Source organism: Hymenobacter sp. HDW8 (assembly GCF_011305775.1).
Lineage (GTDB): Bacteria > Bacteroidota > Bacteroidia > Cytophagales > Hymenobacteraceae > Hymenobacter > Hymenobacter radiodurans.
Map to the genome: position 1 here is coordinate 854,742 of NZ_CP049907.1, position 21,586 is coordinate 876,327.

At 54.7% G+C, this 21,586-nt stretch carries 13 protein-coding genes; 6 read left to right on the forward strand and 7 right to left on the reverse strand.

What is annotated here, in order from left to right; translation table 11 throughout:
• Positions 1-47: 47 nt before the first annotated feature.
• The 7 genes from G7064_RS03670 to G7064_RS03700 all read right to left on the reverse strand — a co-directional run bounded on the left by G7064_RS03670 (position 48) and on the right by G7064_RS03700 (position 10,115).
• On the reverse strand, positions 48-1,571 hold the full coding sequence (locus tag G7064_RS03670; protein ID WP_166072499.1) for an NCS1 family nucleobase:cation symporter-1: 1,524 nt from the start codon (positions 1,569-1,571) through the stop codon (positions 48-50).
• Between the two features lie 81 nt (positions 1,572-1,652).
• Positions 1,653-3,053, reverse strand: a complete 1,401-nt coding sequence (preA, locus tag G7064_RS03675) for an NAD-dependent dihydropyrimidine dehydrogenase subunit PreA (protein ID WP_166072500.1) — start codon at positions 3,051-3,053, stop codon at positions 1,653-1,655.
• 93 nt (positions 3,054-3,146) lie between these two features.
• Entirely contained in the window at positions 3,147-4,475 is a 1,329-nt protein-coding gene (locus G7064_RS03680) for an FAD-dependent oxidoreductase (RefSeq protein ID WP_166072501.1), read from the reverse strand.
• Positions 4,476-4,693: 218 nt separating this feature from the next.
• A complete protein-coding gene (locus tag G7064_RS03685; protein ID WP_240935706.1) occupies positions 4,694-5,560 on the reverse strand; it encodes a nitrilase-related carbon-nitrogen hydrolase in 867 nt (288 codons plus the stop codon).
• A 105-nt stretch (positions 5,561-5,665) separates the two neighbouring features.
• Positions 5,666-7,042 (reverse strand): dihydropyrimidinase, encoded by a 1,377-nt coding sequence (gene hydA, locus G7064_RS03690; protein WP_166072502.1) that lies wholly within the window; start codon positions 7,040-7,042, stop codon positions 5,666-5,668.
• Between the two features lie 198 nt (positions 7,043-7,240).
• On the reverse strand, positions 7,241-8,593 hold the full coding sequence (locus tag G7064_RS03695) for an aminotransferase class III-fold pyridoxal phosphate-dependent enzyme (protein ID WP_166072503.1): 1,353 nt from the start codon (positions 8,591-8,593) through the stop codon (positions 7,241-7,243).
• Positions 8,594-8,642: 49 nt separating this feature from the next.
• On the reverse strand, positions 8,643-10,115 hold the full coding sequence (locus tag G7064_RS03700; RefSeq protein WP_240935708.1) for a CoA-acylating methylmalonate-semialdehyde dehydrogenase: 1,473 nt from the start codon (positions 10,113-10,115) through the stop codon (positions 8,643-8,645).
• A gap of 249 nt (positions 10,116-10,364) precedes the next feature.
• On the opposite strand from G7064_RS03700, the gene G7064_RS03705 reads away from it, so the two are divergent.
• From G7064_RS03705 to G7064_RS03730, 6 genes are all read left to right on the forward strand, one after another.
• Positions 10,365-11,696, forward strand: coding sequence for an NAD(P)/FAD-dependent oxidoreductase (locus tag G7064_RS03705; RefSeq protein ID WP_166072504.1), 1,332 nt, complete (start codon positions 10,365-10,367; stop codon positions 11,694-11,696).
• 113 nt (positions 11,697-11,809) lie between these two features.
• The gene (locus G7064_RS03710) at positions 11,810-14,254 is read left to right on the forward strand and encodes a TonB-dependent receptor (protein ID WP_166072505.1); all 2,445 of its coding nucleotides are present in this window, start codon (positions 11,810-11,812) and stop codon (positions 14,252-14,254) included.
• A 167-nt stretch (positions 14,255-14,421) separates the two neighbouring features.
• Complete coding sequence (locus G7064_RS03715; protein ID WP_166072506.1) at positions 14,422-16,794, forward strand: glycoside hydrolase family 127 protein; 2,373 nt, start codon at positions 14,422-14,424, stop codon at positions 16,792-16,794.
• A gap of 903 nt (positions 16,795-17,697) precedes the next feature.
• Positions 17,698-19,662, forward strand: coding sequence for an RICIN domain-containing protein (locus G7064_RS03720; RefSeq protein ID WP_205711171.1), 1,965 nt, complete (start codon positions 17,698-17,700; stop codon positions 19,660-19,662).
• Positions 19,663-19,978: 316 nt separating this feature from the next.
• A complete protein-coding gene (locus G7064_RS03725) occupies positions 19,979-20,914 on the forward strand; it encodes a ring-cleaving dioxygenase (RefSeq protein WP_166072508.1) in 936 nt (311 codons plus the stop codon).
• A 2-nt stretch (positions 20,915-20,916) separates the two neighbouring features.
• Positions 20,917-21,570 carry an alpha/beta hydrolase gene (locus G7064_RS03730; protein WP_166072509.1) on the forward strand — a complete coding sequence of 218 codons (654 nt, stop codon included), beginning with the start codon at positions 20,917-20,919 and terminating at the stop codon, positions 21,568-21,570.
• The last annotated feature ends 16 nt before the right edge of the window (positions 21,571-21,586 follow it).

The following is a 21,586-nucleotide window of genomic DNA, read 5'->3' on the forward strand; positions in this document are numbered from 1 at the left end:
CCTCAAGTATAGACAGCTACAATTTGACGTTAGAAGATCAAGCGTTCTTAAATAGAGCTTACCTGAAACTCCCCTTGCGGCTGGCTCCGCTCCTGCTGCACAGGCTGCTTTTGCCGACTCATCATCAACAGGTAGGAAATGGCTGAGATAAAGAAGCCCACAAACCACGCGTAATCGTACACCGCCACCAGCCAGGGCCATACCGTATCCTTTGGAACAAGGCCCGTGACGGTCAGAAAGCCGGGGATATTGGGCAAAATGCCCCCCACCAGCGCAATGAGCGCTCTGGTATTAAAGCCGTTCTGATAAGCATAGCGGCCCGTGTACTGATACAGATCGGTCAGGTGCAGCTGTTGCTGGCGAATGAAGTAATAATCGGCAATCATGATGCCCCCAATTGGGCCGAGCAAAGCCGAATAGCCTACCAGCCAAGTAAAAATATAGCCCGAAGGATCCGCAATCAGCTTCCAGGGAAAAATCAGAATACCGATGACGCCGGTGATGTAGCCGCCCGTTTTGAAGCTGATATGGGCGGGGGAAAGGTTGGCAAAGTCGTTGGCCGGACTCACAATATTGGCCGCGATGTTGGTGGCCAGCGTGGAAAGAGCCACGGCCACCATGGCAACGCTCACCAGCAGCTTACTATCAAACCTTCCCGCCAGCACCACCGGGTCCCAAATCGTTTGCCCGTAAATAATAAAGGTAGCCGAGGTGACCACCACCCCAATAAAGGCAAACAGCGTCATGGGCAAGGGAAGCCCCAACGCCTGCCCGACCACCTGCGCGCGCTGGCTTTGAGCGTAGCGAGTAAAGTCCGGAATATTCAGGGATAAAGTGGCCCAAAAGCCTACCATGCCCGTCAGGGAGGGAAAGAAGAAGGCCCAGAACTCCGCCGAAGTGGCGAATTTGGCCGGCTGCGCCAGAATTGGCCCCAGACCATTCCCCGCCCGAATAGCCCAGAACAGCAGAGCCAGCGCGGCAAATGGCAGAAAGAACGCCTTGAACACCAAGAGCTTCTTGATACTGTCGACGCCCAGATACACCACGTAGATATTGAGCAGCCAAAAGAGCAAGAACATGAGCGCCGGACCCGTTTCCAGCGACCAGGAAGGCGGGAATAGGGCGGGCAGCGTGGCAATGCCCGGCACCCACAGTTTCACCATTTGATAGAGTGCGTACCCTCCTATCCAGGTTTGGATGCCGAACCAGCCGCAGGCAATAATGGCGCGCATGATGGCCGGAATATTTGCCCCCCGCACCCCAAAACTCACCCGCGCAAACACCGGAAACGGAATGCCGTACGTCGCGCCCGCCCGCCCGTTCAGAATCATAGGGGCCAGCACAATGCTATTGCCCAGGAAGATGGTCAGGATGGCCTGCCACCAGTTCATGCCACCTTCAATGAGCGAGCTGGCCAGCATGTAGGTCGGAATGCACAGGCTCATGCTGATCCAGAGCGCGGCGTAATTCCAGGTGTTCCAAGTGCGTTCACCTAATGCTATGGGGGCCAAATCCTCGCTGGTCAGTCCGGAATCTGGGGGGCTTTTTATTGGCTGCTTAGTCGTTTCCATCGAAAAATCAGTTTAGCCTAAATTCACATAACCATCTGATTTACTTAGCGATAACACCTTACATGTATAGCAGCAAGTAATCTACTCTTTCTTGGCCATAGCTGCTTTTTCTGGCGTTGGTGATTCTAGCTGCCGAGCTTTGCCGGGCAAGGTTTTGTGCTTTTCTTTTCCCAGCGCCGCAGTCGGTTCGGGTACCCAATGATGGAGTCCGCCGGCCCGCTCGTCGTTGAATTCGGTGGGAATGTTGCCGGCCAAGGTGCGCTCCTTCCAGGTCAGATGCTCGGTACCATCATCCGTCCGATCCATCGTAATGCAGTTCTCGACGGGGCACACCAGGGAGCACAGGTTGCAGCCCACGCAGTTTTCCTCAATGATTTCGGGTACGCGCGTGCCTTCCCGCAGGGCAATAGCTTGGTGGGCGCCGTCTTCGCAAGCCGTGTAGCAGAGTTGGCAGCCGATGCACTTGTCTTCGTGAATGTTGGCTGTCACCTTGTACTTCAGGTTCAGGTCTTCCCAGTGCTTGACATTAGGTAGGGCTTTGCCCACAATGTCATAAATAGTGTGGAAGCCCTTTTCCGTCATGTACTGCTCCAGGCCGGCCGTCATCTCGCGGATTATACCGAAGCCAAAGTGCATGGCGGCCGTGCAGACCTGCACCGAGCTAGCCCCCAGCAATATGTGTTCCACCGCATCGCGCCAGTTCTCAATGCCGCCAATGCCAGAGATGGGCAGCTGCACGTACGGGTCCTGGGCGCAGTTTTTTACCATGTTCAAAGCAATAGGCTTCACGGCCGGGCCACAGTAGCCGCCGTTCGTGCCCTTACCATCTACAATCGGGTAAGGCGCGAACAAATCCAGATCCACACCCACGATGCTCTGGATGGTGTTAATTAGCGAAATAGCGTCGGCCCCGCCTTCGCGCGCCGCCCGCGCGGGCTCCGTGATATCGGAGATATTGGGGGTAAGCTTCACAATGACTGGAATCTGTGCCACTTCCATCACCCATTCCACGATGGTGCGCAGCACATCCGGCTCCTGGCCCACGGCCGAGCCCATGCCCCGCTCGCACATGCCATGCGGGCAGCCAAAGTTCAGCTCAATGCCATCGGCACCGGCAGAAGTTACGTCGCGCACAATCTGGTGCCATTCCTCCCGGCTTTGCACCATCAGCGAGGCAATGACGGCGTGGTGGGGAAAGTGCTTTTTTACCTCCTCGATCTCGCGCAGATTGTCCACCAGCGGGCGGTCCGAAATCAGCTCAATGTTGTTGAAGCCAATCAGGCGCTTGTCGCGGTAGTTCACGCCCCCGTAGCGGCTCGATACGTTCACGACCGGCACGCCCAGGGTTTTCCATACGGCCCCGCCCCAACCCGCATCGAAGGCCTTCATGACCTGATAGCCTGAGTTGGTCGGCGGTGCAGAGGCCAGCCAGAAAGGATTTGGCGACTTAATTCCGGCGAAGTTTATGGAGAGGTCCGGCATGGAAGAGTCAGATAAAAGAACGCCGTAAAGAGCGTTCGAGCGAGAGCTGAATTAGAATCCTAAAGTGCTAAAAATGACCTCTGGGGAGCTTTTTTACCGGGCGGATAGGTAGTGATGAATACCCCGCGCCGCTACTTTCGCTTCGGCGGCGGCGTTCACTACTTCCGCGCCGCCATTGAGGGCATCGCCCGAGGCAAAATATTGAGGGTTAGTGGTTTGATACGTGTGGGTATCAGCCACAATCCGACCTTTACTATTGAGTTGCAAACCCGGAATCAAACTCAGAAAAGTGGTTTGCTTGGCTTGGCCGGTAGCTTTGATGACCATGTCGCAGGGCTCCACGAACTCGCTGCCGGGCACGGCCTGCACTTGGCCGTCTACGGTGGTAGTGCGGATAAATTTTACGCCTTCAACCCGGCCATTCCCCACGATTTCGACTGGCGTAACATTGAACAGCCCTTTCACGCCCACACTTTTGGCCAAGTCGTATTCGAAGTCGTAAGCGCCCATGTCCTCCTTGCTGCGCCGATACGCTAGAATCACATCCTCAGCGCCCAGGCGCGCCGATTCGGAGGCCGCGTCCATGGCGGTGTTGCCCCCGCCCAGCACAATCACCTTGCGGCCCACCAAAATCTGGTGGTGTTCGCGCCGGAGCTGCTCAATAAATTCCACGGCTCCCACGCAGTTTTCGCGCTCTTCGCCCGGTAGCAGTAAGGCGTTGGTTTTTCCTAAGCCAATACCCAGAAAAATGGCGTCGTAACCTTCCTCTAACGCCAGCAAATCGGGCCGGGAACAGATCGGCGAGTTATACTGCACCCGATAGCCAAACTGCGTTTGCAAGTAATCCATCTCGGCCAGCACTTCCTCGTTAGTAATTTTGTAGGGCGCCACCCCGTGTACCGTAAGGCCCGAAGGCTGGGATTTGGCCTCAAACACATCGACCTCATAGCCTAGCGTCCGTAACTCACAAGCGCAGGAAATTCCCGCCGGCCCTGCCCCAATGATAGCTACTTTGCGCCCATTCGGCGGGCCGGGCTCAAAGAGGTATTTGTGGCTTTCAATTACCTGGCGCGTAGCAAAGCTTTGCAGCCGCCCGATTTCTATCGGCTTCACCTCCTGCAAGTTGTACACGCACGCCCCCTCACACAGCACCTCCGTCGGGCATACCTTCCCGCAGGCATTACCGAAGTAATTAGCTGCGTAAATAGTAAGGGCCGCCCCCGTCACATTACCCGTGTTGATCTGCCGGATAAACTGCGGAATGTCAATACCAGTAGGGCAAGCCTGAATGCAGGGCGCATCGAAGCAAAACAGGCAGCGCGAGCTTTCGTACAGCGCCTCTGTATTATTCATGCGTGGCTTAAGCTGCGCGAAGTTGGCGTGAAACTCCTGCTCGGAAGTGGGGGGAACAAACTCGGCCATAGTACCGGCGCTATTTTAGAAAAGTGTCATTCTTGAACTTGCCATCTTTCATCAATTCCCCTTCCCGCAACCTGTCATCCTAATCTGGCGTCCGCTTGCGAAGAACCGTATGCCAGTTGAACGATTTGTTCTCACGTGAGAAGATCCTTTCTGCGTCAGGCTGACAGATAGAGAGAAAATTATAGGGAGATTGATGGAGCCGTTGAGGTAGTAAAACCCTACAGCTCGACCAGCTTCTCGTAGGTCTCGGGGCGACGGTCGCGGAAGAACTGCCAGGTGGCGCGCACCTCCTCAATCATGTCGAGATCGAACTCGGCTACGAGGAGTTCGTCTTTATCTTCGGAAGCTTGGGCGAAAATTTGCCCCCTAGGATCGACGAAGTAAGATGAGCCGTAGAACTTGCCCAGATTCCAAGGTTTTTCCTCCCCAACGCGGTTGATGCAGCCCATAAAGTAGCCGTTGGCAGCGGCGTGCGCCGGCTGCTCCAGCTTCCACAGGTATTGCGAGAGGCCCGCCACGGTGGCAGAGGGGTTATACACGATTTCCGCACCGTTCAAGCCCAGCACCCGAGCGCCATCGGGGAAGTGCCGGTCGTAGCAGATGTAGACGCCGATCTTGGCGTATTTGGTCTGGAATACGGGGTAACCCAGGTTACCAGGCTTGAAGAAATATTTCTCCCAGAAGCCGGATGTGTGCGGGATGTGATTCTTGCGGTACTTGCCCAAGTACGTGCCGTCGGCGTCAATAACGGCGGCCGTATTGTAGAGAAAGCCCGCCGCCTCCTTTTCGTACACCGGCACTATGATGACCATATTGTACTTCTTGGCGTACTCGGCCATGCGCTCGGTCGTGGGGCCGGGCACGGCTTCCGCCGACGCGTACCAAGCGTTATCCTGGCCGGGACAGAAGTAGGGTGTGTTAAAAATTTCCTGCAAACACAGGATCTGCACGCCCTGCCGACCCGCTTCGTCGATGAAAGGCAGGTGCTTTTGCACCATGGCTTCCTTGATTTCCGCGATGGAACCTTCGCCCTCGGTCATGGGCAAACTCATCTGAATAAGACCGGATTTAATCATTCGTGGCATGAGCGGAGGGGTTCAGAAAGTGAAGAAAGGAAGAGAGTGATTTCCAAGATTGGGGCAGCAAACGCCTTTACTTGCCAAAGGCGTTTGCTGCTTACCATAAGTTAGTTAGAAAAACGTTGGCCCGCGCTTGATGAACTGGCCGTAGCCTTTTTCAACCTGGGCTTGACCTTCCTGAATGGCTACCTGCCCGCGCAGCACCACGGTTTCAACCTTGCCCGTTAGCTCCCAGCCTTCATAGGCCGAGTAGTCCACGTTCATGTGGTGCGTGGCGGCCGAGATAGTATGCTTGCGTTCCGGGTCAATGATGACTAAATCGGCGTCGGCGCCGATGCTAATGGTGCCTTTGCGGGGAAACATGCCGAAGATTTTGGCCGCGTTGGTGGCGGTCACGGCGACGAACCGCTGGAGGCTGATGCGCCCCTTGCTCACGCCTTCCGAGAACAGCAGTTCCATGCGGTGCTCAATGGCGGGATGGCCATTCGGAATTTTGGAAAAGTCATGCTGGCCCATTTGCTTCTGCTCCCACAGAAAAGGGCAGTGGTCAGTGCCCACTACCTGCACCAAGCCCTGATTAATGCCGGCCCACAGCGTTTCCTGGTCTTTTTTCTGGCGCAGGGGCGGCGACATCACATACTTGGCCCCCTCGAAATCCTGCTCGTAGAGCGAAGCATCGAGCAGCAGATACTGAATGCAGGTTTCGACGAACACGCGCTGGTTGCGGCGGGTAGCCTCGCGCACCTGGTTCAGAGCGCCTTCGCAGGTCAGGTGTACGATGTAGGCATTGACGCCCGTGTAATTGGCAATGTCGGTGAAGCGGCCGGAGGCTTCCGCTTCGGTTACTTCCGGCTGGGAGAGGTAGTGATACAGTGGGGAAAGCTTGCCCTGGGCGCGGTGCTGGGCGATGAGCGTATCAATCATGTCGCCGTTGGTGGCGTGCACCGTTACCAGGGCGCCGTGCCTTTTCACTTCCTGCATCAGGCCCACTAACTGCGCGTCATCGATCATGAGGGCGCCTTTATAGGCCATAAACACCTTGAACGACGTGATGCCCTCGGCTACCATGTCGGCAATCTCGGCCTGGGTCTGCTCGTTGAAGTCCGTGACGGCCATATGGAAGGAGTAGTCACCGACGGCATTGCCGGTGGCCCGGACCTGCCATTCCGTGAGGGCTTCGCGCAGGGAGTGCCCCTGCTTTTGGAGCACAAAGTCGATGACCGTAGTGGTGCCGCCGTGCAGGGCGGCGCGAGTGCCGGTTTCGTGGGTGTCGCTGCTGAAGGTGCCCATAAAGGGCATGTCGAGGTGGACGTGCGGATCGATGCCGCCGGGCAACACCAATTTGCCCCCCGCGTCTATTACCTGATCCGCGGTAGCCGGCAGCTGGCGGCCGATAGCGACGATGGTTTCGTCCTGAATAAGCACATCACAAACACTGTCGGAATCAGCCGTCACGACACGGCCGTTTTTAATGAGCAGAGACGCCATTCAGGAAAGGAAAGGGTAAAGTATAGGGACTAAAAATTTATCATTTTTTCTTTACAAATTCAAATAACGGCAGAAAGCTAAATTTTTTTCAACCCTGATTTTAGTCAAACTAAGCCCTAGCCTCCAGCTTAAGCGGGAGCTCAACAGCAACCAGCTAATCAGCCCTAAATCAAGAAAAAAGCCCCCCAGGGCAAGTTATCAGGCGTGCGTATGCTCGTCGGCGATGCTGATGGCCTGGGAAAGTATGGCTAGTCCTTCCTCTACCTCCTCTTTAGTAATATTCAGCGGCGGCGCGATGAAAATGTAGTTCCAGCGCACGAAGGTGTACATGCCCAGCTCCCGAATCTTGGCGGCCACCTGATTCATGACTTCCATTTGGTGGGGCGCAGCGTTCCAGGGAGCCATGGGCTCCTTCGTGGTGCGGTTCTTCACCAGCTCTAGGCAGCCCAGCAGACCGGTGTTTCGCCAGTCGCCGATACTGGGGTGCTGGCCCATAAGGTCACAGATGCGAGCGTTGATGTAGCGGCCCATTTCGGCCGCATTTTCCACCATGTTTTCCTCCTCGTAAATGTCGAGCACCGCGACGGCCGCCGCGCACGAAACGGGATGAGCCGAATAGGTTAGGCCTAGCGGCAGCGGCTTCTCATTAAAAGAGTCCGCAATTTTTTCGTCCACCATCACGGCCCCAAGCGGTAGGTAGCCAGCGGTGATGCCCTTGGCCATGGCCATCATGTCTACTTTCACGCCGTGGTGGTCGGAGCCAAACCACTTGCCGGTGCGCCCAAACCCGCTCATTACTTCGTCGGCGATGAGCAGAATGCCATATTTGTCGCAGATGCTGCGCACTCGCTGCCAGTACGTGGGGGGGTATTTTATGCAGCCCGACGTCCCCGATTCACCTTCCATCAGAATAGCGGCCACGTTGCCCGGCCCTTCGTACTGAATAACCCGCTCCATGTGGGCGGTGGCCCGCTCGGCGCACTCCTCGGGCGTGGCGCTGTACCAGGGGCAGCGGTAGAAATAGGGGTTTTCCACGTGCACTACGCCCGGCATGGCCTGGCTGTCCACGGCTAGCTTGCGCGGGTCGCCGCCGGCACTGATGGCCCCGTAGGAAGCGCCGTGAAAGGAAAGGTATAAGGTAACGATTTTGTGGCGCCCCGTGTACACGCGGGCCAGCTTGATGGCATTCTCAATTGACTCAGCGCCACCCAGGGTAAAAAAGGCCTTAGTTAGGTTGGGGGGTGTTATTTCGGCTAGCCGCCGGCCTAGGTCGCCGCGGGCCTTGGTAATCATGCCGGGGTACACGTAGCTCAGCTCCTGCATTTGCGCGGCCACTGCCTCCGTCACCTTCTGGTTGCCGTGACCGATGTTGACATTCATCAGCTGGGAGGAAAAATCTAGGTAGCGCTTGCCATCCCGGTCGTACACGTACACGCCCTCGGCCCGCTCCGCGTTGATCGGGTTAAGTCCCGCCTGCTTGGACCAGGAGAACAGGGTGTAGTCGAGGTTGTCCTGCAGGATCTGTTGCTTGTCGTGGGTGAGCGTTTCCATAGCCGAGAAAAGAGTTAAGACATGAAGGGGGATTGGGTGGGATTCGGTGCTAGCTCATCCAGTTGGTGCGCGACTCGGGGTTCCACTTAGTGGTCACCTTCTTGAGTTGAGTCCAGAACTCGATGGAGCTTTTACCGGTGATGTCGCAGGCCCCGAACTTCGACTCGTTCCAACCGCCGAAGGAGAAAGGCTCACGCGGCACTGGCACCCCGATATTCACGCCTATCATGCCAGCCGAGGCGTTTTCCATCACGTAGCGGGCCAGCCCGCCGCTTTGGGTAAATACGGAAGCTGCATTCCCATAATTGGACGCGTTTTCAATGGCTAAAGCTTCATCAATATCATGAGCCCGGATGATGGCTAGCACCGGGCCGAATACTTCTTCTCGCGCAATAGCCATATCGGGCGTCACGTGGTCAATGACCGTTGGGCCTACATAGTAGCCATCTTCGTGGCCGGCGACTACGGCGTTGCGGCCATCCAGTAGAATCTGCGCGCCGGCCTGCTCCGCCTCGGTGATGTAGCGCTCAATGCGCTCCTTAGCCTGCCGGCTGATGACAGAACCTAGGTTTTTACCCGGCACAATCTTGCGGGCTTCTTCCACCAATCGAGAGATTATAGGCTCCACAGCGCCCACGGCCACCATGGCGGAGCCTGCCATGCAGCGCTGCCCAGCACAACCCGACATGGAAGCCGCCACGTTGGAGGCGGTCATGTCCAGGTGAGCATCGGGCAGCACGAGCAAGTGGTTTTTGGCCCCGCCCAGCGCCACGCAGCGCTTCAGATTGGACGTCGCGCGCTGGTACACCACTTTGGCAATCTTGGTGGAGCCCACAAACGACACGGCTTTGATGCCGGGATGGTCGCAGATGGCTTCTACAATTTCCTTGTCGCCGTGCACGATATTGAGCACGCCATCGGGTAGACCAGCTTCCTTCAGCAGCTCAGCGATGCGGCCGGCACTGATCGGTACTTGCTCCGAGGGCTTCAGAATCATGCAGTTGCCGAGAGCAATAGCGTTGGGGACGGTCCAGTGCGGAACCATATTGGGAAAGTTGAACGGGGCAATAGACGCCACCACGCCCAGGGGTTTGCGGTCCACGCGGCACTCCACGCCCGAGCTTACTTCCATCATCTCGCCGGCCACCAGTTGGGGCAAAGAGCAGGCGAATTCGGTCAGCTCAATGGCCTTCTCCACTTCGGCCCGCGCTTCATCGGTCGTTTTGCCGTTCTCTTCGCGTACCAAGGCCGTCAGCTCGGCCAGGTTCTTTTCCAGCAAAGTTTTGTAGCGGTAAAAGATTTGGACCCGCTCCTTTATAGGTATCGCCGACCAGGCAGGAAAAGCGGCTTGCGCGGCCTCTACGGCTTGGTTGAGCGCATCCATCCCACTCAGAGGCACAGTCGATATCACCGAGCCGCTGATGGGACTGAAGACTTCCAGGGTGCGGGCGCTGGCATCCGCTACAAATTGTCCGGCGATGTAGTTGCGCACCGCAGGGTACTTCAGAACTTCGACTTCCATGGGAGAGTGGGTTTAATCTATTGCAAGTAAAGAGTTTGCAGCACAAAAGCAACTGTGATAGTACAGGCTGTAGGGAAGCTGAACGAGCACAGATTGCGCCTGATAAACGAGGCTGGGGGGCTTTTTCAACCCTAACATTTCCGAATGGCTGAGCAATCTCACCCCCATCTTCGCCCGGTTCGCGTATTTGAGCCAGCTATGCTTGAAATTAAGCGCAGCCACAGCTCTACCAGCACCCATTTAAGACATATGGAAACCCTAGCCAAAATAGAAGATATCAACCAGCCACGGGTGGTGATTGTGGGGGGCGGTTTTGCTGGGTTGGAACTAGCACGGACCCTCCGCCACGCGCCGGTGCAGGTAGTACTTATTGATAAGCAGAACTACCACGCCTTTCAGCCCCTCCTCTACCAGGTGGCTACCGCCAGCTTGGCACCCGATTCTATCGTGTCGCCGTTTCGCAAGATTCTGGACGGGCAGGACAACTTTTACTTCCGTCTGGCTGAGGCCATTTGTGTTGATACCGAGCAACATCTTCTCGAAACATCCATTGGCCGCATTCGCTACGATTATCTGGTGGTGGCCACTGGAGCAACTGCTAATTTCTTCGGCGATGAGCAGATGCAGCGGCACGCTATCACGCTAAAAAGCGTGGCCGATGCCATTGAGCTCCGCAATACGGTGCTTTCCAACTTCGAGCAGGCATTGCAGCTTGGCGACATGGAAAAAATTAACAGCCTACTGGACTTCGTGATTGTGGGCGGCGGCCCTACCGGCGTCGAAATTGCCGGCGCTCTGAGCGAGCTGCGCGCCCACGTATTTCCGCGCGATTACCGGGAATTGAATTTCAAGGAAATGGATATTCACCTGGTGCAGAGCGGCCCGGCCCTGCTCAAAGGCATGTCGGCGGAGGCTTCGCAGAAGTCGCTGGAATACCTGAAGCAGTTCGGGGTGCAGGTGTGGCTAGATCGGCGCGTGAAATCGTACGATGGCTACACCGTGACCCTCAATACGGGTGAAAAGCTGGTTACCCGCACGCTTATTTGGGCGGCGGGCGTAACGGGAAGTCCGATTAAAGGGCTGCGCGAGGACTGTTTGCTGCCCGGCAATCGATACGCCGTCAATGAATTCAACCAGGTAGCGGGCTACGACAACATTTTTGCCCTCGGCGACATTGCCGCCATGCGCAGCGAGCTTTTTCCCGAAGGTCACCCGATGGTGGCGCAACCGGCCCTGCAGCAGGGGCGCTTACTTGGGCATAACCTGGAGCGCCAATTAAAAAATGAACCCATGCAGCCATTTCACTACGACGACAAAGGCAGCATGGCCACCATCGGCCGCAACCACGCCGTGGCTGATATCAAGCTTTTCGGCCGCGATTGGCGTCTGGGGGGCTTTATTGCTTGGCTGGCCTGGGGACTTGTGCACGTTATCTCGCTAGTCAGCTTCCGCAACCGCCTGATCGTGCTGCTCAACTGGGCCTATACCTACTTTAGCTACGACAAAGGCCTGCGCTACATTATAGGAGCCCGCAAAGATCTTCCGCCAGTGGAAGACACTCAGGACAAGGCCATTACCTGAGGTAATATATTGAGGCAGCGAGGTTATTGGTCCAGCAGTATTTACCGGCTAAACATCACGGCCAGCTAAGGGTTTGGTAGCATTGTCCACCCAATACCCCCTCACGAGCCCCAATGGTAAGATTTTTCTCTCTCCTGCTTTTGCTGCTAGCCACCTTCCCCACTCTAGCCCAATCGACAGGAGTACTGACGGGTACCGTGCGCGACCGCAAAACCCAGGAAAGTCTGCCCGGCGTGACTGTAATATTGGAAGGCACCAATCTGGGTGCCGCCTCGGATGCAGAAGGCCGCTACCGCCTCACTGATATTCCAGTTGGCAGCTACAACGTGCGCGCATCCATCATCGGTTATGATATGCTGCTGCGGGCCAACGTAGTCATTACGTCCGGCAACGCCTCCATTATCAACCTGGAATTGAGCAGCAATACCCAGCAGCTGGCGGAGGTGGAGGTGGTGGGCAGTCGCGCTATCCGGGTGGCCACGGCCGAAACGCCGCTGTCGGTGCAGCGCATTAATACGGAAGAAATAAAGAGTAATCCGGGGGGCAATTTTGACATTTCAAAAGTGATCCAGACGCTGCCCGGCGTGGGTGGCGGCGGCACGGGCGGCACATCCGGCTTTCGCAACGACATTATTATTCGGGGCGGGGCGCCCAACGAAAACGTGTATTACCTCGATGGCATTGAGGTGCCCGTTATCAACCACTTCCAGACCCAGGGCTCCGGCGGTGGCCCCACCGGTATTCTGAACGTGTCGTTTATTGAGGACGTAACTCTCAGTTCGTCAGCGTTTGAAGCCCGCTACGACAACGCTCTATCGTCGGTGCTGCAGTTCCGGCAGCGCGACGGCAACCCCGACCGTGTGCAAGGCAATGTCCGGCTGAGCGGCACCGAGGTAGCTGGCACACTGGAAGGCCCGTTGGCCAAGAACACCACCTTTCTGGCCTCTGCGCGTCGCTCCTACTTGCAGCTGCTTTTTAAAGCCATCGATCTGCCCATACGGCCGAATTACTGGGATTTTCAGTACAAAGTAACCACCAAGCTTTCTCCCAAAACCACGCTTACGGCGCTCGGCCTAGGCGCTATCGACCACTTCGAGTTGGCGGTACCCCGCAAATCCAGCCCCGACAAAGAATACACCCTGCGCTCCACTCCCACCATCGACCAGTGGAACTACACCGTGGGCTTCGGGCTGCGCCAACTCCTGCCCGATGGCTATTTGAATGTAGCCCTGAGCCGCACCCAGCTCGACAATGAACTCGATCAGTTCGAGGACCGCACTACCACGGAAGAGTCGCGGCGGGTGCTGCTCACGCGCTCCGGCGAAACGGAAAATAAGCTGCGGCTTGATGTCAACAAGGCAAAAGGCCGGTGGCAGTACGCGTATGGAGCCGTGGGGCAATACGTGGAGTACGACAGTCGCTTTTTCAGCCGGGTGCGCCGCGAAGTTCGCGATGCGCAAGGCCAAGTTGTGTCGCCGCAAGTAGATGTGCGCTTCCAAACGGCTATCGACTTTGCCCGCTTTGGCGCGTTTGGGCAGCTCACTCGCACGCTGTTGCCCGATGATCGTTTGACAGTGTCGGCGGGCCTGCGGGCCGATGGCAACTCCTTCACTACGGGCGGCGCCAACCTGCTGCGCACGCTGTCGCCGCGGGTATCAGCCTCTTACGCCTTGGCTCAGCGCTGGAATCTGAACGCCTCCGTGGGGCGCTACTACAAGATTCCACCCTCCACTATTCTGGGTTTTCGGGATGAGGCGGGCACCTTGGTCAACAAAAATGCCCGCTACATTCGCTCCGACCATTACGTGGCGGGCCTGGAGTTTCTGCCTACCGCAGCGTCGCGTTTTACGCTGGAAGGCTTTTATAAAAAGTACAGCGACTACCCCGTTTCGGTGCGCGATGGCATTTCGCTGGCCAACCTGGGGGGCGATTTTGCAGCCCTGGGCAATGAAGCCGTGCAAAGTACCGGCAAGGGCCGGGCCTATGGCGCCGAGTTGTTTTTCCAGCAGAAACTAACCCGCAAAGTATTCGCCGTGGCTTCGCTTACGGCCTTCCGATCGGAGTTTTCGGGCACCGACGGCCAGTATAAGCCGTCGGCCTGGGATACGCGCTTCCTGGCCTCGGGCCTGCTGGGGCGCAAGTTCAGCAAGGGTTGGGAAATGGGCTTTAAATACCGCTTCGCGGGCGGCTCGCCCTACACCCCCTTTGACTTGGAAGCCTCACAGGCTACGTATTTCGCCGTAGGACGGGGCGTGCTCGATTACTCTCGTCTGAACACGGTGCGCCTAGGTAACTTTCAGCAATTTGATTTTCGCCTCGACAAGAAATTCAACTGGCGCCGCACCAGCATCGACCTCTTTTTGGACCTGCAGAACGCTTTTTTGCTGAAAACGCCTGGCTTGCCCACGTACAGCTTTCAGCGCACCTCCGACAATACCGACTTTCTGACCACCGACGGCCAACCGATTCGCCCCGATGGCTCCAATGCCTTCCCCATTCTGTTGCAGGACGACAGCCCCAACCTAACGCCTACCATCGGCTTCATCCTCGAATTTTAAAGTTGAGCCAACTATACAATGCCTTCACGATACACCGGGGGGCAAATTTCTTTCGGTCGGCGCCTTAACAATCGATTGTGTAGATTTAGCCACTGACTCGTGGTTCGTGAGAGGCTACCAAGTGAGTTAGTAGAGGAATATACAATCATATCCTAGTATCTCACCCGATGAAAACAAACTGGTTAAGCATAGGATTGCTATTTGTGGCTGTTACTGTAGGTCACAGCCAAGTGTTGCCGCTGCAAAGCTTTCCGCTGTCGGCCGTGGAACTCACCGAAAGCCCGTTCCGGGCAGCGCAGCAAACCGACTTACAGTATATCCTGGCTATGAACCCCGACCGGCTGCTGTCGCCCTATCAACGAGAAGCGGGGCTACCTCCTCGCGCGCCGAGCTATGGCAACTGGGAAAATACGGGTCTGGATGGCCATATTGGCGGCCATTACCTTTCGGCCCTAGCTTATATGTATGCGGCCACCGGTAACGCCGAAGTTGGGCGGCGGCTGACCTATATGGTAAATGAGTTGGCCATATGTCAGCAACGCAACGGCAATGGCTACCTCGGCGGGACGCCTGGGGGGCAAAAAATGTGGGCGCAGATAAAAGCGGGCAAAATCAACGCGGGCAGCTTTTCGCTCAATGATAAATGGGTGCCCTGGTACAACATCCACAAAACCTACGCGGGCCTGCGCGACGCCTACCTGTTTGCGGGCAACACCAAGGCCAAAGACATGCTGGTGCAGCTCGCCGATTGGGCCGTTGACTTGACCGCTTCGCTCACCGACGCCCAAATTCAGGATATGCTGCGCAGCGAGCACGGCGGCATGAATGAGGTACTGGCCGACGTAGCAGAAATTACGGGCGACAAGAAATATCTGGCCTTAGCTCGTCGGTTTTCGCACCGCGCCATACTCGAACCCTTACTGGGGGGCAAAGATGTGCTGAACGGCCTTCACGCGAACACTCAGATTCCGAAGGTAATAGGCTATGAGCGCGTGGCCGAGCTTTCCGGCGACACGGCGTGGAGCAACGCGGCTGCGTTCTTCTGGAAAACGGTTGTGGAGCGGCGCACCGTTTCTATTGGTGGCAACAGCGTGAGCGAGCATTTTCACCCCGCTCAGGATTTCACGGCCATGCTGGAAGGCAAGGAAGGCCCCGAAACCTGCAACACCTACAACATGCTGAAGCTATCGAAGCAGTTGTACCTCACCAGCGCCTCCACTCCTTATATAGATTACTACGAGCGCGCCCTCTACAACCATATTCTCTCATCACAGCACCCCGAAAAAGGCGGGTTCGTGTACTTCACGCCCATGCGACCCCGCCACTACCGCGTCTATTCCCAGCCGCAGGAAAGCTTTTGGTGTTGTGTGGGCTCGGGTCTGGAAAACCACGGCAAGTACGGCGAGCTGATTTATGCCCATACGAAGGAGGACTTGTTTGTTAATCTATTTATTCCTTCCCGCCTCACTTGGTCCGCAGCAGGTCTGTCCCTAACCCAGGACACACGTTTTCCCTTTGCTGAAACAACCAACCTAAAGCTGCAGCTAAAAAAAGCCCGCCGTTTTGCCCTGCACATCCGGCAACCCAACTGGCTTAAACCAGGTGCCAGCCAAGTACTCGTGAATGGACGCGCTACGAAATACGATACCTCCACCCCCGGCTATCTAACCATCAACCGCAAGTGGAAGACGGGCGACATAGTGAGCGTAGCTTTACTGATGGAAACCAAAGCCGAGTTTTTGCCGGATAAATCTCCGTGGGTATCCTTCGTGCACGGCCCTATCGTATTAGCTGCCATTACCGATACCACTGATATGCCGGGTTTACTGGCCGATGACAGCCGCATGGGCCACATTGCCAAGGGCCCCGCTTACCCGCTCGATGAGGCGCCCGTGCTGGTTTCGTCGAATCCGCAGAGCTTAGCAGCCGATATAAAGCCAGTAGCCGGCAAGCCGCTAACTTTCAGTGCCGCATCACTACTTGATTCTGACCGCTTTCGGAACGTGGAGTTGGTTCCTTTTTTCCGGGTGCATGACGCACGCTATATGATTTACTGGCCCGTAGCCACTCCCACCGAATTAGTTGCCCGCAAACAGGCTCTACAGCTGAAGGAAGCCGAAAAGCTGGCCTTGGAAGCGCGCACGCTCGATCAGGTAGCGCCCGGCGAGCAGCAACCCGAATCGGATCATGGCTTTAAAGGTGAGCAAACCGACACCGGTGTATTCAAGGATCGGCACTGGCGTCAGGCCAAAGGTTGGTTTAGCTACAACCTCAAAAACAAGGGAAATGCCGCGCACACGTTACGCGTCACTTACTACGGAGCTGATAAAAACCGCCTTTTCGCCATTCTAGTCAATGGTAAACTACTGAAGCAGGAATCGTTGCAAGGCCTCGGCGGTGATAAGTTCATTGAGGTAGACTACAAGCTTCCGCCCCAAGTAATAGCATCCGCACCGGAGGTGCTTACGGTCAGATTCCAAGCGAACAATGGATCTACGGCAGGTGGCGTGTACTATGTACGTCTGTTAAAAGCAGAATAGGCAGTTCAAACTGCGCAATGCGTTCCAGCCTGCTCGCTTTGCTGCTAAGCAAGTCGCCTGATTTTGCAGCTAATTCTTTATCAAAATTCGAGGTAAAGGATGAGCTTAATACAGGCTGTTTTTTACCTCCAAAAACCTATGTATATACCTACCATCTGCTAAAATATATATATAATATCTCATTTATAAACACCAATTCAATCATCATAAATATAACTTTTACGATACATACAAATGCGAGCATGGTAAAATTCATTTATTAGGCATGCAGATAAGATTAATAATGGATAGCAATCATTGTTCAGGTTATTAGAAGAACAGTCCAACAACAACCTCAACAGTAGTTCGCTATTTTAGGAGCTAACTGACCGGAAAATATTTCCTACACTAAACTGGTTAATAGCTTAAAAAGAGCTTTAGCATATTCTGTCTAAAATTATCTTTCTCCCAGTTTTGTAGTCCAAAATTTTCACGGCGTATTTCAATATAAATCATTCCCTATACTGTGAACCTTATAATGTCGATTTGCATATAAACCTAGCCTTTAAACCCGTTTCATTTGTAATAAAAAGGCAAGATCTACTTTACATAATATTACAAAAACGCCCCCTAGAATGCTCTGGGGGGGCGTTTTTAGTGTAAGTATTATGGCTTTTCCCGTCTAGCTGCACAGGAGCATTTATGGTGTTTCCACTATGTGCAACTTTTTGTTCTAATGCTTTGACTAAGTGATTATCTAGTAATATTGCCACTTATAAACCAGTCGACTCCCACCTAAGCTGGTCAGTTTTGTTCACTCTGGATTGTTCACTTTTATTCTTTCAACCCTTTCTGCGAATGCACATCCGACACCTTACCCCCGTTCCTGCACGCCGAGCAACATCTCATTGGACGCTATTTTCTTTGCTGCTCCTGCTCCTAACTGGCGGTGCTTACACTAGCTCCGCACAAGATTATCAAGGTCCTTTTGTTATCTCCAGAGGTGGTACTTATTCTGGTAACTGGGAGAGCAACGACTCAAATACACCCGCTGTAAGTGTAGAAACTTCTGAGCCGGTAATTATTGAAAATGCGAATATTCGTAGTCGGGGCATTTTGATTCGTGCCCATACTCCCGGCATCAACCTAACTGTTCGTAACTCGAATGGTTACGGCATGACTCCTAGCCAGGACAATGTGCGGTATGGTCGTTTTCTAGATGCGAACAACTTCAAGAACATTCGCCTAGAGCATAACTACCTCGATCACACCTCAGGTATTTATTTGGCTCATTACCAAGGCAACCAGTCGAATAACGAAACGGTAAAGATTGTTTACAATAAAGTAAGCAACATCGATGGTCGTACCCGCAATGGCGGAATGGAGCGTGTACAGTTTGTACAGTTCAACAGTGTACGTCACGTAAGAGGCGTAGAGATTGCTTGGAACCAAGTAATTAATGAGCCTTACAAGAGCCGGGTAGAAGAAAACGTTAACTTCTACTTGTCCAACGGCACGTCGGACAGCCCAATGCTCATCCACAACAACTACATTCAGGGCGCATACCCAAGCAACCCAGGTTCAGAAACGGACTACGGCGGGGGCGGCATCAACATGGGCGATGGTAACACCAGCGACATGGATGCAGCACCAGGCTTTATGAAGGCCTTCGACAATCACATCGTAAGCACTGGTACCCAAGGTATCTGCGTATCGGCCGGTCACGACATGGAGTTCTACAACAACCGGATTATCAATTCGGGTTACTTGGCCGATGGTACCTATATCCGTTGCAATAACGTGGGTATATACATCATGAAGTCGGGTGGCAGCAATGACATCTTCTACAATAACAGAGCTTACAACAATACCGTAGGCTACGTTAACCGCAACACGAACGGTGACCGTCAGCGCAATGACCAGTACCTGCCCGATGCTAATGAGCGTCATAACTACTCGCTGAATGTAGAATTGCCCTTCCTGATTACCCGGGATACTGAGAAAGCTGAGTACGTACTGTGGGAAACTAAGCTACGGGTGAATGGTGTAGTAGTAGGCCCAACTTCAGGATCTTCTGCCCCGGCTCCTGCACCAGCTCCAAGCCCAGCCCCCGCTCCTGCACCAGCACCAACTCCAGGTGGTAGCAGCGAAATCGTATCGGGTGGCACCTACAAGCTTGTAGGCCGCGGCTCTAACAAAGTGCTTGACGTAGATAACAACAGCGACCGCGCCGGTGCCAAAGTTCAGATTTGGGACGACAACGGTTCAACCGCTCAGCGTTGGGTTATCACTCTTCAGAACGACGGCACTTACAAGCTCACCCACAAGGGTACTAACCAAGTACTTGACGTAGACAACAATAGCGACCAAAATGGTGCTAAAGTGCAGCAGTGGGATGATAACGGCTCTACTGCTCAGCGTTGGATCATTACTTCCAATGGCGATGGCAGCTTCAAGCTCATGCACAAAGGCACCAACAAAGTGCTTGACGTGGATAACAACAACACGCACAACAGTGCCAAAGTACAGCAGTGGGACGACAACGGTTCAACCGCTCAGCGTTGGGTACTAGTACGTGATGGCTCAAGCCTTAGCTCTAACTCTACCCTGAGCGCCGTGAGCACTAGCAATGCAACTGCTTCTAGCAGCGCTACTACCGCTAAAGCCACAAACGACCTCGCTGTTTATCCAAACCCCGCTTCTGATTACGTGATGCTACCAACTGGCACCGACTACGTTCAAATCGTTGCTCAGTCTGGCAAAACGGTTATGGAGAAGCGTGGTGCATTAGCCCAGCGTCTGAACATTCAGAACCTAGCCAGTGGTTTGTATCAAGTACGCGTAGGCGAGAAAGGAAAGATCAGCTCGCAGCGCTTAGAAGTTAAGTAGTATCTCTCTTCTCTGCGTCTCCTACCATTTTAATTCTTCTTACAAAAGCCCCTCCTAGTGAGGGGTTTTTTGTTGCCCTATAATTCCACCTCACTACTGCAATACACTATACTTCTAACGTGCTAACGCTAACTTTACTCTTACTCTGGTTCACTGTCACTTTTATTCAATCAGTAGGCCCCAGACTCCCATAAGTGGCGCTACTGGTGGATTTTACGTATGCTTATGACTAGATGTTTCAGGATTTTAGCTTTAATGCTAGATTTTTTCGTGTTGGATTAGTTTACCCCCTGTTCACCTTCAACTCTTACATTTTATGTCGGATCAGATTCTCGGCCTGCACCACATCACGGCCATTGCTAGCAATGCGCAGCGCAACTATGACTTCTACGCCAAAGTATTAGGGCTGCGCTTTTTGAAAAAGACGGTCAATTTTGACGACCCCAGCACTTACCACTTCTACTTTGGTGATGAGGTGGGCTCAGCGGGGACCATTCTCACGTTTTTTCCCTGGCAACACATGACGCCCGGCCGGCGGGGCACTGGCCAGGCCACCGAAATTGGGTACTCTGTGCCTGAGGGCAGCTTCGACTTCTGGATGAAGCGCTTTGAGCAGCACAATGTGACTTTCAATAAGCCCAGCGAAAAATTCGGTGAGCCTTACCTCACCTTTCTCGACCCCGATGGCCTGAAGCTGGAGTTGACCGTGGCTAAAAACCCCGACCCGCGCACGCCTTGGACTACAGCAGAGGTGAGCGACGCAGTAGCGACGAAGGGTTTTCACAACGTGACCCTGACCCTGACGAACATCAAAGGCACCGCCGAGATTCTGACCGACGTTTTTGGCTACAAGCTGGTAGAACAACACGTGAACCGCTACCGCTTCGCTACTGATGCTGTGCCCAGTGCGGCTATCATCGACTTGGTAGAAGCGCCCGGCGAGGCCCGGGGGCACGTGGCCGGAGGCTCGGTGCACCACATTGCTTTTCGTGTGCCCGATGATGCCACCGAAATGCGCTTTCGCGAGAAGATTGCGGCCCGCGGCCTGAATATTACGGAGCAGATTGACCGCCAGTACTTTCACTCGCTGTATTTCCGGGAGCCGGGGGGCGTTTTGTTTGAGATTGCCACTGACAATCCCGGTTTTATGATCGACGAGCCGCTGGCGGAGCTTGGTACGCATCTGCTGCTGCCGCCCCAGTACGAACGCCGTCGGGCCCAGATTGAAGCGCAGCTACCAGTTATCAGCTAATTATGGATTACCAGCCTCTTACTTACATCTACCGGGCCGCAGAGCAGCCGAACAGCCGGACGCTATTACTGCTCCACGGCACAGGCGGAGATGAGCGTGATCTACTACCAATCGCAACCCAGCTTGGTGCGGACTTTAATGTGCTGAGCGTACGTGGCAATGTGTTGGAAAATGGTATGCCTCGTTTCTTTCGCCGCTTGGGCATGGGCGTCTTCGATGAAGACGATGTCCGTTTCCGCACGCATGAGTTGGTGGAGTTCCTTCACAAAATTGCCCCCCAGAAGGGTTTTGACTTACATAACTTAGTGGCGCTAGGCTATTCGAACGGAGCTAACCTCATTGGAAGCGTATTGCTGCACTACCCGGAGCTGTTGGCCGGCGCGGCCCTGCTACGCCCTATGCAGCCTCTGCGTGAAGCACCTGCCGCCCCCATGGCAAATAACGATGCCAAAAATGCCCCCCAGAAATCGGTACCGGTGTTTTTTGCGCCCGGTCAGCGTGACCCTACCGTAGACCCGGCCGCCACTGAGCGTTACGCAAACCTGCTTACCAGTCGGGGCTTCCAACTCACGCGCTACGATGCACCCGCCGGCCACAACCTCACGCCTCAGGATGTAGCACAGGCCGCTAGTTGGTATCAGCTGCATTTTGCTTAATCATGCATATCTAATT

Coding starts and splice junctions, on each gene's coding strand:
- G7064_RS03670 (WP_166072499.1), bottom strand. CDS start 1,571: ATGGAAACGACTAAGCAGCCAATAAAAAGCCCCCCAGATTCCGGACTG.
- preA (WP_166072500.1), bottom strand. CDS start 3,053: ATGCCGGACCTCTCCATAAACTTCGCCGGAATTAAGTCGCCAAATCCT.
- G7064_RS03680 (WP_166072501.1), bottom strand. CDS start 4,475: ATGGCCGAGTTTGTTCCCCCCACTTCCGAGCAGGAGTTTCACGCCAAC.
- G7064_RS03685 (WP_240935706.1), bottom strand. CDS start 5,560: ATGCCACGAATGATTAAATCCGGTCTTATTCAGATGAGTTTGCCCATG.
- hydA (WP_166072502.1), bottom strand. CDS start 7,042: ATGGCGTCTCTGCTCATTAAAAACGGCCGTGTCGTGACGGCTGATTCC.
- G7064_RS03695 (WP_166072503.1), bottom strand. CDS start 8,593: ATGGAAACGCTCACCCACGACAAGCAACAGATCCTGCAGGACAACCTC.
- G7064_RS03700 (WP_240935708.1), bottom strand. CDS start 10,115: ATGGAAGTCGAAGTTCTGAAGTACCCTGCGGTGCGCAACTACATCGCC.
- G7064_RS03705 (WP_166072504.1), top strand. CDS start 10,365: ATGGAAACCCTAGCCAAAATAGAAGATATCAACCAGCCACGGGTGGTG.
- G7064_RS03710 (WP_166072505.1), top strand. CDS start 11,810: ATGGTAAGATTTTTCTCTCTCCTGCTTTTGCTGCTAGCCACCTTCCCC.
- G7064_RS03715 (WP_166072506.1), top strand. CDS start 14,422: ATGAAAACAAACTGGTTAAGCATAGGATTGCTATTTGTGGCTGTTACT.
- G7064_RS03725 (WP_166072508.1), top strand. CDS start 19,979: ATGTCGGATCAGATTCTCGGCCTGCACCACATCACGGCCATTGCTAGC.
- G7064_RS03730 (WP_166072509.1), top strand. CDS start 20,917: ATGGATTACCAGCCTCTTACTTACATCTACCGGGCCGCAGAGCAGCCG.